The sequence below is a fragment of the Actinomyces sp. HMT897 genome (assembly GCF_016626125.1).
Classification (GTDB): domain Bacteria; phylum Actinomycetota; class Actinomycetes; order Actinomycetales; family Actinomycetaceae; genus Actinomyces.
In genome coordinates this window covers 3,153,037-3,165,898 of the sequence record NZ_CP067336.1, presented here as the reverse complement: position 1 = coordinate 3,165,898, position 12,862 = coordinate 3,153,037, and the positions used below count along the sequence as shown (strand labels likewise).

The 12,862-nt window shown below is 71.6% G+C and carries 8 protein-coding genes; 3 read left to right on the top strand and 5 right to left on the bottom strand.

The window, feature by feature from the left end; translation table 11 throughout:
- Window positions 1–113: 113 nt before the first annotated feature.
- Complete coding sequence (locus JJJ15_RS12315; protein ID WP_246742073.1) at window positions 114–1,184, bottom strand: MarR family transcriptional regulator; 1,071 nt, start codon at window positions 1,182–1,184, stop codon at window positions 114–116.
- A gap of 351 nt (window positions 1,185–1,535) precedes the next feature.
- Window positions 1,536–1,646, bottom strand: a complete 111-nt coding sequence (locus tag JJJ15_RS13575; RefSeq protein WP_200512082.1) for a DUF4411 family protein — start codon at window positions 1,644–1,646, stop codon at window positions 1,536–1,538.
- Window positions 1,647–1,789: 143 nt separating this feature from the next.
- Here JJJ15_RS13575 and JJJ15_RS12305 point away from each other — a divergent pair, with 143 nt between their 5' ends.
- A complete protein-coding gene (locus tag JJJ15_RS12305) occupies window positions 1,790–3,064 on the top strand; it encodes an endonuclease/exonuclease/phosphatase family protein (RefSeq protein WP_200510939.1) in 1,275 nt (424 codons plus the stop codon).
- On the opposite strand, the gene JJJ15_RS12300 is transcribed toward JJJ15_RS12305, so the two are convergent.
- Window positions 3,051–3,803 (bottom strand): metal-dependent hydrolase, encoded by a 753-nt coding sequence (locus tag JJJ15_RS12300; protein ID WP_106108894.1) that lies wholly within the window; start codon window positions 3,801–3,803, stop codon window positions 3,051–3,053. The two genes, JJJ15_RS12305 and JJJ15_RS12300, sit on opposite strands and share 14 nt — an antisense overlap.
- A gap of 732 nt (window positions 3,804–4,535) precedes the next feature.
- On the opposite strand from JJJ15_RS12300, the gene JJJ15_RS13335 reads away from it, so the two are divergent.
- Together JJJ15_RS13335 and JJJ15_RS12285 are read left to right on the top strand one after the other, a co-directional pair.
- On the top strand, window positions 4,536–7,334 hold the full coding sequence (locus JJJ15_RS13335; protein ID WP_246742072.1) for a DEAD/DEAH box helicase: 2,799 nt from the start codon (window positions 4,536–4,538) through the stop codon (window positions 7,332–7,334).
- A 341-nt stretch (window positions 7,335–7,675) separates the two neighbouring features.
- A complete protein-coding gene (locus JJJ15_RS12285) occupies window positions 7,676–8,716 on the top strand; it encodes a magnesium transporter CorA family protein (protein ID WP_200510938.1) in 1,041 nt (346 codons plus the stop codon).
- 559 nt (window positions 8,717–9,275) lie between these two features.
- On the opposite strand, the gene hisD is transcribed toward JJJ15_RS12285, so the two are convergent.
- Both hisD and JJJ15_RS12275 read right to left on the bottom strand, forming a co-directional pair.
- A complete protein-coding gene (gene hisD, locus JJJ15_RS12280; protein WP_200510937.1) occupies window positions 9,276–10,640 on the bottom strand; it encodes a histidinol dehydrogenase in 1,365 nt (454 codons plus the stop codon).
- Between the two features lie 218 nt (window positions 10,641–10,858).
- Complete coding sequence (locus JJJ15_RS12275; protein ID WP_200510936.1) at window positions 10,859–12,829, bottom strand: hypothetical protein; 1,971 nt, start codon at window positions 12,827–12,829, stop codon at window positions 10,859–10,861.
- Between the last annotated feature and the right edge of the window lie 33 nt (window positions 12,830–12,862).

Genomic DNA, 12,862 nt, shown 5'->3' with positions numbered 1-12,862 from the left:
GGTAGGGGTGTGGCGCAAGCCTACCCCCGCGCGGGCCCGGGACGGTGCGTGGGTACGGGGCGGTGCGCGCTCGCATACGCCGCCCGCCTCGACTACCCATGTGCGGGCCCGGTTCAGTAGTCCTGGCCGCCGAAGCGACCGAGGAACGCGCGGGCCCCGCGGCCTGGGTGGCCGTGGCCACGGTGGCCGGGCCGGAACCCCCGAGCGCCGCGCTCGGGGAAGTCCTCACCCGGGAAGCCGGGGACGCCGCCACCAGGACGTCCGCCACGACGCGGCCCTCCGTGCGCCCCACGGCCACCGTGGCCCCTGCGGCCGCCACGGCCTCCGGGCCCCTCGCCAGCGAAGGCGTCGTCAGCCTCGGGGCCGAACCCGGGACCACCGGGACCACCGGGACCGAACCCAGGACCACCGGGGCCGAACGGCCCGAAGCCGTGCTCACGCATGCGCATCATGGCCTCGAAGCGCTCCGCGCCCATGCGCCTGCGCACCTCGTCGAACCGGGGCCCGCACTCGGCGTCGGCATCCGTCCCGAGCTGGGTCTCGAGGGAGTCGATGACCTTGTCCAGGAGCCCGGCCAACGTGGCGGCCTCCTCGTCGGTGAGGACATTGAGGTAGTCGGTGCGCGCCCCGCCCAGCGGCGTGCCGCGGCCGGCCTGGGTGAGGTGGACGACCATGACGCGGCGGTCCTCCTCGCTGGGCCTGCGCTCGACGAGGCCGTCGGCCTGGAGCTTCTTGAGCAGCTCGTTGAGGGACTGCTGGCGGATGTCGAGGAGGAAGGCGAGCTCGCGGGTGGGGATGGGGCTCTGCATGCGCAGGGCAGCCAGCACCCGGCCGCGGCCGCGGGTGGTGTCGGCGAAGGGCCCGCCGTGGTGGGCCGCCATGTGGCGACGGCGCGTGAGGCGCTGAAGGCGGCGGAAGCGCTCGTGCAGCGGGGCTCGGGCGGAGTCCTCGTCCGGGTAGTCCGCAGGGTCGTCGGGGTCCTGAGCGGCGTCCCACTGGTCGGGGGCGTCCTCCTCGGGGGTACTCCCCTCAGGGGCACTTCCCTCGGGGGCGCACCCCGAGTTGGTTCCCGAGGCGGTCTCGAGGTGGGTGTTGGGGTTCATAGTCGTCTCTGTCTTCGCGTCAGGATGCGACCTCGCATCCGGGGTGGTGTCTGGGGTCATGTCCGCACTGTCGGCGTTCATGGGAACCTCCTGATCTGCTAGGGGCACCGAAAGGCTCCGGCCTCGAGTGGTCCAGGGCGGCGGGACGACGGGTCTCGCACTGCGCTCCGACGCCCGGCACGCGCAGGGCAGCAGCTCAAGACTTTCCTAACGGTACCTGTTGATTCTTGGTGACACCGATACTACAGGTACCTTCTGCACCCGGTCAACCCACTCCCGACTGGTACCTGTATGATTTGACTCACGTGTTGGTTCGCCAGCTGCTGCGCCCCGGCTCGGGGAGCGACAGCCCTCGACGTGGTGCTGGGGGCCTTCGCGGCCGGGCTGTACTCCGGCTCGGGAAGCGACCGCGGGCAGCCCGCGTCCTGTACCTCAGGGAAGGACGAGCTGCGCCCCGCACCGGCGCATCATCTCGAAGGTGGTGGTGACGGCCACCCCCATCGCCTTGCAGGCGTCGGGGATCTTGACTCGTTTACGCCCCAGTCATACCCGGAGGTCGCGGCGCCCAGCTCGGGCCTGGCCCCGGGCAGACTCGACCGCACTGGTGACAGCGCACCAGACCGGGCGTAATACCGTCGTGATATAATAATCACCGCAGACTTTAGTGGACACGGTGAGAGAAGGACATGTACGGTCACTATCGCAGGTTCGCAGGACTGGCGCTCACGTTGGTCCTCCTGGGCGGCCTCCTTACTGGGACTACGACCCGTGCCCAGGACGGTAACGGTACTGACGAGAATATGAGGCTCGGCAGCTTCAATATCCTGGCCTACCGGGAGGCGAACGACGTCCCCCCGACGTCGTGGTACGAACCCGACCACCGGTCCCAGGCGATACCCAGGATTATCAGGGAGAACGACTGGGACGTGGTCAACCTCCAGGAGGTGCAGACCGCGCTCACACGCAAGGACGGGTCCACCACCCCCAGCCAGATCGAGGACCTCAGGGCCTCCACCGACCTGTCGGCATACGACTTCGCCGCGACCGACAGGGATGGGTGCAACTTCTCCACGAGCAACCCTATGCCACGGACCTGGATGCAGCCTATTGCGTACAAGCGGGACAGGTTCATACTGGTTGCGCAGGGATGCTTTGTCATGTCCCAGACCCCGGACGACTTCTCCGAGTCGAGCTTTGGCTGGCCGCGCAATATCACCTCCTGGGTCCGGCTGCGGAGCCGGGCCAGCGGCCAGGAGCTGTACGTGTTCAACACCCACATCGCCGCCAACTACGGCCCCATAGGCTCCGGAGGCAAGGGGGTGCCGCGGGAGGAGTGGCTCAGCCACCAGGCGGACCAGGCCAATGTGCTCCTCTCACAGATAAGGAGCATCAACTCCGAGGACCTGCCCGTCATGCTGTCCGGGGACTTCAACTCGACCCTGCAGAAGGATCCGGTGTCGGCGGCGAGGACGGTGGCAGAATCAGGGGCGTTCACCGACGCCTACGGCAGTGCCGGCAGCGTCCTGGCCGACGGGGCGACGTGGAACCAGCTGACCGAGACAGGGAGGTTCACCGACAAGATCGACCATATCTTCCTGGGCGGCCCGCTCAGGCCCACGGTCCTGGAGTACGCGGTCGTGAGCACCATGAGCAAGGACCCCGACGGGACCGTGCACTTCGCCTCCGACCACAACGCCGTCTCGGCGCACGTCACCTTCCACTGGGCGGCACCGGCACCCACGGGCGCGGCGGGGGCGCAGGGCGCGGCGGACGGCGGCTCAGGCAGCCCGGGCGCCGCGGTGGACGGGCAGGCGGATGCCACGGCCCCAGGGGCCTTCAGGAAGGTGAGCGGGTATGTCGCGGCACTGACCGGGGTCCTGGTCGTGGCCGTACCGGTGCTGGTGCTCTGGCGGAGGCGGGGCAAGGGGGACCCGCCTCGGCACCGTCTCAGCGCCCGGTGACCACCATGTAGGTGAAGCAGTACAGGCAGTAGGCGTACAGGATCCCCCGGAGCACGCGCTCCCGGCCGCTGCCCGCGTCGCCCAGCAGGGCCGGCAGGTTGGCCAGGTGGGTCTTGAACAGCGGGTAGAGGAGGCCGTGGACTGACTGGGTGGTGATGTCGTCGCCTATCCGGTGAACCCACATGCCGGCGGCCACGAGCGTGGGCATGAACCACAGGGAGCTGGCCCCCAGGGCCCACGTCCCGATCACGAAGCCGATGAGGAACAGGGACCACAGGGTCCCCTCCCGGCTGCGTGACACCCCGAGCGCGCGGGCGGCGACGGCCAGGAGCAGGCCCAGGACGATCCCGTTGCCGGGGCGTACGTCCACGCCGTTGACCGTGACGGTCCAGAAGGTGACGTCATAGGTCAGGAAGGCCGCAATGACAAAACCTATGAGGCTGTGGGTCCAGGTCCGGTGCCCGCCCTTGGCGATCACGCGGCTAATAGGCCGGGTGACCCCGGGCAGCGCGGTGGCGACGGACGAGGAGGGGGAGTCGATGTCCGGCAGGAGCGCCGTCACCCCCATAATGAGCGACGCCGCGACGACCTGGGTCAGGGACAGGTCGCCGACCCCGGCGCCCAGGGGGATGGTGGTAACCTCTGACCCGGCACCCAGCGGGGGGATGCTCAGGGTCGCGGTGCCGAACAAGGCCATCCCGGCCGCCACCCCGGAGACGGCGTGCGAGTGCCCCATCATGACAGCGTTTCCTCCCTCTGGCGGGCGACCGCGCAGGTGGGCGACGGTCCTGGGTTCCTGGGCCCACCTTAGGACGCACCCGGCCCCTGCCCCGGTCACCACGCGGACACGGTGGCGGAGCGGCCGGGCTGCGTCCGCCGGTACCGCGACCCGCTGGGCCGGGGCCCGCCCGGGATCCGAGACTTGCACATTCTTTTTACAAACAGCGATCAAAGAACGCTGGAATCAAGCGGATCCTGTCAGCGGCCCGGGACCTGGAAACAGGATGAATGTGCAACGGCGCCCGCGTTGCACATTCATCCTGTCTCCGGCCCCCACCCAGGGGCGCAGAACGTTGGAATCACGCCAACACCTCACTGACATACCCGGGATGAATGTGCAACTACGCCCTTCTCGCCTCCTGGACTTAAGGATCAGGTGGTCCTCGACCCCAGGACGCGGCCACCTGACTGCGGGTCAGGGCCCGGGGCGGTCCGGCGGGGCGTGGTCTGAGGACGGGGCCAGGGCGGCGGCAGGCCCACACCCCACCGCCAGGGCGCCACGTCCAGCCCCCGGCCTCGGCCGTCCGGCCCCAGCTCTGGGCCCGGACGACACCTGCGCCCCAGCCTGGGCCCCACAGACACTCCCCCCGCCCGGGCGGCACGCTCGGGGCCGTGGCGTCCCAGGAGCGCGCGCCCAGTCCTCCGCCCACTCCCCCGCCCGGGCGGCGCCCTCGGTCAGTACCATCCTCCTATGGCAAGGACGATTGACGGCAGGATCGTTTCCAAGAAGGTGGACGGGTGGGACACCGAGGCCAGGCACGGGGACGACGTCGACCAGCTCCACGGGTACGCGGACGAGGCGCCCAGGCACCCGGCTCCTGCCCGGCAGGACGAGGCCCCGCCCAGGGTGCCGTCCGCGCAGACCCGCCCCTCCCCCGGCTGGCGCGCCAGCACGCCGGCCGGGGGCTCCGCCGTGGGGGAGCGCCCCTCCCCCGTCCACCGGCGTGCCGAGGAGGTCCTGCGGGCCCTGGTCGGCGTCCCCACCGCCCGCCTGCACCAGGACCAGTGGCGGGCCATTGAGGCCCTGGTGGTGGGGCACCGCCGGGTCCTGGTGGTCCAGCGCACCGGGTGGGGCAAGTCGGCGGTGTACTTCGTGGCCACGGTCCTGCTGCGCGAGGGCTGGGGCACCTGGCGGCCGGGCGACCCGCCGCCCCGCCCCGGTGCAGGCTCGCCGCCCCGCCCCGGTGCGGGCCCCACGGTCATTGTCTCCCCGCTCCTGGCCCTCATGCGCGACCAGGTGGCGGCAGCCAGCCGGGCCGGTATCCACGCGGTGACCATGAACTCGGCCAACGCCACCCAGTGGGACCAGATCCAGACCCAGGTGCGCGCCGGGGAGGTGGACGTCCTGCTGGTCTCCCCTGAGCGGCTCAACAACCCCGTCTTCCGTGAGGAGGTCCTACCCCACCTGGCCGCCGGGGCCGGGCTCGTGGTGATCGACGAGGCGCACTGCATCTCGGACTGGGGCCACGACTTCCGCCCCGACTACCGGCGTATCCGCACCCTGCTGGCCTCCCTGCCGCCCCGCACCCCGGTCCTGGCCACCACGGCCACCGCCAACGCCCGGGTGACGGCCGACGTCGCCGAGCAGCTGGAGACCTCTACGGGCCGCCAGGCCCCCACCACAGCCCGCCAGGCCCCCACGGGCCGGGTCAAGGACGCCGCCCCATCCGCCCCGGCAGCCGGTAGCACCCCCGCACCCGGAGGCACAACCCGGGAGGAAGCTGCCAGTGCCTCGCGCCGCTACAGCACCCCCACCGGAGGCGCAGCCGGTAGCGCCCTCGCGGGTGGCGACCCGGCCGGTCCAGGCGTCCTGGTGCTGCGCGGCAGCCTCCAGCGGGACTCCCTGCACCTGGGGGTACGCATCCTGCCCGACGCCGCCACCCGCCTGGCCTGGCTGGCCGCCTACCTCCAGCACGTGCCGGGCAGCGGCATCGTCTACTGCCTGACCGTCGCCGCGGCCGGGGAGGTCACCGAGCACCTGCGTCAGGCGGGCCTGGAGGTGGCGACCTACACCGGCCAGACCGACCCCGCCGAGCGCGAGCACCTGGAGGAGGACCTCAAGGCCAACCGGGTCAAGGCCCTGGTCGCCACCTCGGCCCTGGGCATGGGCTTCGACAAGCCCGACCTCACCTTCGTGGTGCACGTGGGGGCTCCCTCCTCACCGGTGAGCTACTACCAGCAGGTGGGCCGCGCCGGGCGCGGGGTGGAACGGGCCGAGGTGGTCCTCCTGCCCGGGAGGGAGGACCGCTCCATCTGGGAGTGGTTCGGCTCCCAGGGCTTCCCCCCGGAGGAGGAGGTGCGTGCCGTCCTGGAGGGGATGGCCGCCCGGCAGGCGGCTGGCGGCGGCCCCATGTCCACGCCCGCGCTGGAGACCCTCACCTCACTGCGCCGCACCCGCCTGGAGTCCATGCTCAAGGTCCTGGACGTGGACGGGGCGGTGAGACGGGTGCGCGGCGGGTGGGAGCCCACCGGCCGCCCCTGGGTCTACGACGCCGACCGCTACGCCCGGGTGGAGGCGGCCCGGCTGGCCGAGCAGGAGGCCATGGTCGCCTACGAGCACCTGGGGGCCGAGCACCCGGGGGCTAGGCGCGGCGGCGTCGTCCCTCGCCTCGGTGGGGCACCGCGCCCCGCGGACGACGTGAACAGGGGCGGCACCGGGGCTGGCACCGTCGCCGGGGCTGGCACCATCGCCAGCACCGGGGCGTGCCGTATGGCGTTCCTGCGACAGGCCCTTGACGACCCTGAGGTCACTGAGGGCTGGCGCTGCGGGGCCTGTGACCTGTGCGGCGGGCTGGTCCTGCCCCAGGCGCCCGACGCCGGGCAGGTCGGTGCCGCCCGCCAGGCACTGGCACGCACGGGCGTGGAGCTGCGTGCGCGTCGTCAGTGGCCCACGGGCATGGACCGCCTGGGGCTGGCGCGCTACAGGGGCCGCATCGGCGTCGACGAGCAGGCCGGGGCGGGCATGGCCCTCGGCCGCCTGGACGGTCTGGGGATCTCCGCTCCGCTGCGGGACCTGGTGCTCTCCGGGCGAGACGGTGAGGTCCCCCGGGCCCTGCGCGCCCCCTTCCTGGAGGTGGTTGACCGCCTCGGCGAGGTCGTCCGCCAGGCCGACGCCGGCACTCAGGCGGGCGACGAGGGGCGGGGGCCGCTGGCCGTGGTCATTGTGGACTCCCGTACCCGGCCGCGCCTGGTGCGCCAGCTGGGCCGGGCCGTCGCGAACCGTCTTAGGGGCAGGGCCCTGGGGATCGTGGGCGTCAGCGGGGACGAGCCACCACGTCACGACGTCGGCTCGGCCTTCCGCCTGGCACAGGTGGCCCGCAGCCTGAGCCTGGGTGCCTGGTCCGCTGCCGCGCTGGGGAGGCTGCAGGGGGCCACCGTGGTCCTCGTGGACGACTGGACCGGCTCAGGCTGGACGCTCACGGTGGCCACCTCCCTGCTGCGCCAGGCCGGTGCCGCAGCAGTCCACCCCCTGGTGCTGGCCCAGCGCTGAGGGCAGGTGACGAGCGCGTGCAGCACGGCAGCACGGCGCCCGGAGGCGATGGCCCCGACCAGCCCGTCGCGGCAGACGGCGCCGCGTGCAGCACGGCGCCCGGAGGCGGCGGCGTCCGGGCCCAGGGCGGTATCCGGCGCCGAGGGCGGGGCGGCGGCGTCGGACACCGGGCCCGGGGCGGCGGCGTCGGACAGGGCGGGTGGTTCGGCACCGGGAACAGGACGGCGTCGGGCACCAGGCCCGGGGCGGCGTCGGGCACCGGTGCCGCCGGGCCGGTCCCGAAGACGGCTCTCCGGCCTCAGATCACAGCACACAGCCGCTGTGAGTGTGATCATAGGCTTATGTCTGTATCTCCTATGACGCAACCCGCCCGTGCGGGAGAGGTCAACTCCGTTATCTGGCGTGACGGGGAGAAGACGTCCACCGTCCTGCCCCTGGGCCACATTGCCGCGCAGATCGAGGACCCGACCTCCCTGGTGTGGATCGACCTGGTGGACCCCGACCCGGCCACGCTGGTCCTCCTGGCCGAGGAGCTCAGCCTCGAGCCCACCTCCGTGGAGGACGCCATTGCGCCCTTTGAGCGGGCCAAGGCCACGCACCACGGAGACCACGCCTTCTTCGTGGCCTACGCCACCACCTTGACGCCGGACGTGCTCCCCCAGGCCAGCGCCGAGGACCCTGACGGCGACGGCCTCCTGCTGCACCGCGTCTCCGCCTTTATCTCCCCCTACGGGCTCATTACCATCCGCCGCGGCAACGGCTTTGACATGGAACCGGTCCTGGAACGCTGGCACACCGCCGGGGACATGCTGCGCCTGGGGCCGTTCGCGCTGGTCCACGGCCTGCTGGACGTCATTGTGGACGGCTACTTCTCCACCATCCAGGATCTTGACGAGCACATTGACCACCTGGAGGACCAGCTCTTTGACGTCGACGGGCCTGGCCCGGACTTCCAGCGGGAGGCCTACGCCATGCGCAAGAAGCTCGTGGCGCTGCGCCGGGTGGTGCTGCCCATGCGGGACCTGGTCAATATCCTGTGGCGCAACCGCCGCCTGGAGCTGGTGCAGCTGGACCCGTGGTACTCCGACCTGACCGACCACGTGCTGCGTGCCGGGGAGTGGAGCGAGTCCCTGCGCGACATGATCAGCACCATCTTCGACACCCACCTGGCGCTGCAGGACGCGCGCCTGAACGTGGTCATGAAGAAGCTCTCGGGCTGGGCGGCGGTGCTGGCCGCCATTACCTTCGTGACCGGCTGGTTCGGTCAGAACGTGCCGTTCCCGGGCTTTGGCAACACCTTCGGGTACGTCCTGACCTGCCTCCTGACCCTGGGGTCGGGCGTGGGCATGTGGTGGATCATGCGCCGCCACGACTGGATCTAGGCGCCCGCCCCTCCGCACCCCGCCGCCCCTCCCCTCCGCGAGAACGGTACTTATTTGCCGCGAGAACGGTACTTATTGCTCGCGAGAACGGTACTTGTTCGCCGCGAGAACGGTACTTATTCTTCGTGAGAACGGGAGGGGTGCTCGCGGGGAGCCAGGCTCGGAAGCTCGGGACCTGTGCGGCACGCCAGGCTCGGAGGCTCGGGGATCTGCGTGGCACGCCCATCGTGCCCCCGCACCCGACTCAGTCTGCTGGCAGCCGCCAGGCCCCAGCAGGCGACATGGGAGAACGCTCTGGAGACCACTCGTCGCAGGATGCCCCTTGCCCCTCGCCGAGTGTCAGTGGATCGCCCCGAGGACTACCAGGTATAGGCCTCCTCGCAGATCAGGGCAGGAGTCATAGGCGTCCTGAATGACTCTCCCGTTCTCACGAGGAACAAGTACCGTTCTCGGCACGAACAAGTACCGTTCTCACGGGCAACAAGTACCGTTCTCGCGAGCAACAAGTACCGTTCTCGCGAGCAACAAGTACCGTTCTCGCGAGCAACAAGTACCGTTCTCACGAAGAATAAGTACCGTTCTCGCGGGGGTGGCGGGCCTGGACCGCCTCGCCGTGGGCAGGCAGGTCCTCGGCCTCGGCCAGGGCCGTCAGCGGCCCGGCCACCGCCTCCAGGGCGGAGGCGTCGTACTCCACCACCTGGACCGGCTTGAGGTAGGACATGACGGACAGCCCGCCGGTGAAGCGCGCCGTGCCGCCGGTGGGCAGGACGTGGTTGGAGCCGGCCAGGTAGTCGCCCAGGGGCACCGGGCTGTAGGGCCCCACGAAGACCGCCCCGGCACTGCGCACCCGCCGGGCCAGCCGGGCGGCGTCGGCGGTCTGTACCTCCAGGTGCTCGGGGGCGTAGGCGTCGGCCACGGCCAGGGCCTGCTCGGTGTCCCGCACCAGCACGACGCCGGACTGGGGGCCCCGCAGGGCGGTCCCGGCCCGCTGCCGGTGCCGGGTGGCCGCCAGCCTCCGCTCCAGGGCGGCGTCCACGGCGTCGGCCAGCGCCTCGGAGTCGGTGACCAGGACGCTGCCGGCCTGGGGGTCGTGCTCGGCCTGGGACAGGAGGTCGGCGGCCACGTACTCGGCGTCGGCGGTGGCGTCGGCCAGGACCATGATCTCGGTGGGCCCGGCCTCCGCGTCAATGCCGACCACCCCCCGCACCGCCCGCTTGGCGGCGGCCACGTAGACGTTGCCCGGGCCGGTGACCACGTCCACCGGCTCGCACAGCACCTCACCCCCGGCGTCGGCACGGTCCACGTCGTCCTCGACGGCGGCGCCGTAGGCCAGCATGGCAATGGCCTGCGCCCCGCCGACGGCGTAGACCTCCTCCACCCCCAGCAGCGCGCAGGCCGCCAGGATGGTGGGGTGGGGCAGGCCCGAGAAGGCCGCCTGGGGCGGGGAGGCCAGGGCGACCTGCTCCACGCCCGCCACCTGGGCCGCCACCGCGTTCATGACCACGCTGGAGGGGTAGACGGCCAGGCCCCCGGGGACGTAGAGGCCCACGCGGCGCACCGGGACCCAGCGCTGGGTGACCACGCCCCCGGGGACGACCTGCGTGCTGCGCCCGGTGGGCAGCTGGGCGGCGTGCCCGGCACGGTTGTGGGAGACGGAGAGCTCCAGCGCCTGGCGGACCGCGGGGTCAAGGTCCTCCAGGGCCCGGGCCAGGGCGGAGGCGGGGACCCGCAGGTGCTCGGGGCGCACGCCGTCGAAGCGCTCGGCGGCGTCACGCAGGGCGGCGGCCCCGCGCCGGCGCACGTCAGCCAGGACGGGGGCCACCGCCTGGAGGGCGGAGGCGACGTCGACCTCGGCGCGCGGCAGGACCGCGGCGAGCTGGCGGGCTGACAGGTCGGAGCGGCGCAGGTCAGTTCGGCGGAGCATGGCAGGAGCCTACCGGCCCGGGACCGCCGGGGTCGGCCTGCGCCCGGCCCCTGGGCGTCGCGACCCCCGCCCCCCGCCCGGACCCGGCACGCGGGTGCGGCCGGTCTCACCAATGAGGATCGGCTGGCCCGGGCCCGCCGGGCGCCCCCGCACCCCGCACCAGTTGGCGTGGGCGCCCCTGTGGGCGCCCCTGTGGACGTACACGAGGCGCCCCCGCCTCAGTTGGTGTGGGCGTTCCTCAGGTGCGGGCCGATATAGCCGACAATGACGTCACCGCAGCCCCTGACCCTCGTGGCGTCGTAGAGGTAGAGGCGCGGGGACACCATGCTGCTCTGGGCGATCACGAAGTGCGCCTGCATGAACACGCACCCGTTGCGGTCACGGCCGGGGACCGTAACGGGCACGGGGAACATGCGTTCCTTGGCCAGCTCGGGCCGGTTGGTCACGGTGTCGGACTCCCGTGGTTTGTACTTGCTCGCGGGCAGGGGCAGGTAGCCGGGCGGGGTCTCCTGGAGGTAGGTGTGGAGGTTCTTGACCCCGCATTCGGAGTCGGCCCGGGCGCGCGCGTAGTCGCTCAGCACCTGGAGAATCTGCCAGGTCTTGGTCAGCCACAGGACGTCGGAGTGGTCGTCGAGGTCGGCCACGATGTCCCAGTCGCACGTGAAGGTGACCCCCGGCAGCCCCTCCAGGTGCCCGCTGGAGGCCCGCACCGCCAGCTCGTTCCAGCTCGAGGGGCGCTCCGGCCCCACCGACTCGGGATCCTCGTTCCAGGCCTCCGCGCTCAGGCCGTTGTCCTCAAGGAGCCGACGCAGGCGCAGTATCTCACGCTGCGCCCGCACCATACGGGGGACGGACTTGTCCGTCTCCTCAATGGCGATGGCGAGCTCGAGCTCAAGGTCCTCGTGGGCCTTCTTAAGCAGGTCACGCTCGTCGATCACCGCCTCGATCTGCTCGTTGAGCCGCTCGACCTCGTTGGCGGAGGAGGCCAGGCGCTGGCGTATCTCGTCGTTCGTGGTCTCGGCGGCCAGGAGCGCGCGCTGGTGCTCACCGGCCTCGGTGCGTAGGCTCTCCGCCTCCGAGCGGACCTGGGCCAGCTCGACGCGCAGCGCCTCGATCACGGTCGCGTCCGCCCGGGGCACCGGCGTAACCTGGTCTGCCTGCGACGTCAGCGCGTCAGCCGTGAGCGTCGTGGGAATCTGCTGCTCAATGGCCGTGTAGGCCTCATTGGGCAGCAGCGAGGGCTGCACGGCCAGGCGACGTCGTTCCTTCTCGGCGCTCTGGGCGAAGACGATGTCGTCCAGGTGCCGGTCCAGGACCTGCCGGTAGCGACGTACCTGCCGGTCCTGGGCCCGCTCGTTGGTGAAGTTCCGTGCGCGCCGCTCGATCGCGCGCGCGGCCCGTTGGCAGGCGACGTCGTCGGCGATCGACCCCGGCACCAGGAACCTGTGGCGGATCCCGTCCTGCGGCTCGTTCAGGTGCGCACCGGGCAGGAAGGTACGCAGCCCGCCCGGGAGGACCTCGTGGCGGGGGGACACCTTGGCATTGAAGGCCTCGGTGGCCTTGGCGTCCAGGACGTAGACGGCGCTCTGCCCGGCCGTCCCGCAGGTGACCTTGCTGTCAATGAGGCTCTTCCACCTGTCCACCGGGAAGTCCTCGGGCGTCCCCGCCACGAGCACGAGCCCGTGGTGGTCGTCCTCCCCGAGCTCCTTAATGAGGGTGTCCACGTCCTCGGCGTGGAGCACGCGCGGGTCGTTGGACAGGGTGATCCCGTTGTCGTCGCAGTCGAACTCCTCCAGCATATTGCGCACGAAACGGGGTACGCCCATGGTGGTGGGGCGGGACGGCTCCGTCGAGGCGGACTGGGCGTCGATGTCCACCGCGATCACGGTACGCCCGCCCTCCTCCGGGCCGGCCACCATGACCTGGCTCGTCCAGGCGTCACGCCCGTTGCTCTCGACGCAGACGAACCCCATGATCCGGTCCCCCGACTCCTCCGTGGTGTCGACCAGGAAGAACTCCAGTGAGGGCGCCGGGGACACCCGGCTGCCGGGGACGAGGTCGTCGAGCCCGTGCGGCCCCAGCACCTCCCCGTGCTTCGCCTCCGACCAGCGCACCATAATCCCCCGGACCCGGTCCACGACCGAGTCGCGGGGATCGGCCACGGTGAAGGTGCTTCGGTACCCCAGCATACTCGCTCCCTCTTCAGTCACCACGGGCCTGGC

What these genes read in the sequence shown, in the direction of transcription:
- JJJ15_RS12315 (WP_246742073.1), bottom strand. Translation starts at nt 1,184, where the DNA reads ATGAACGCCGACAGTGCGGACATGACCCCAGACACCACCCCGGATGCG.
- JJJ15_RS12305 (WP_200510939.1), top strand. Translation starts at nt 1,790, where the DNA reads ATGTACGGTCACTATCGCAGGTTCGCAGGACTGGCGCTCACGTTGGTC.
- JJJ15_RS12300 (WP_106108894.1), bottom strand. Translation starts at nt 3,803, where the DNA reads ATGATGGGGCACTCGCACGCCGTCTCCGGGGTGGCGGCCGGGATGGCC.
- JJJ15_RS13335 (WP_246742072.1), top strand. Translation starts at nt 4,536, where the DNA reads ATGGCAAGGACGATTGACGGCAGGATCGTTTCCAAGAAGGTGGACGGG.
- JJJ15_RS12285 (WP_200510938.1), top strand. Translation starts at nt 7,676, where the DNA reads ATGTCTGTATCTCCTATGACGCAACCCGCCCGTGCGGGAGAGGTCAAC.
- hisD (WP_200510937.1), bottom strand. Translation starts at nt 10,640, where the DNA reads ATGCTCCGCCGAACTGACCTGCGCCGCTCCGACCTGTCAGCCCGCCAG.
- JJJ15_RS12275 (WP_200510936.1), bottom strand. Translation starts at nt 12,829, where the DNA reads ATGCTGGGGTACCGAAGCACCTTCACCGTGGCCGATCCCCGCGACTCG.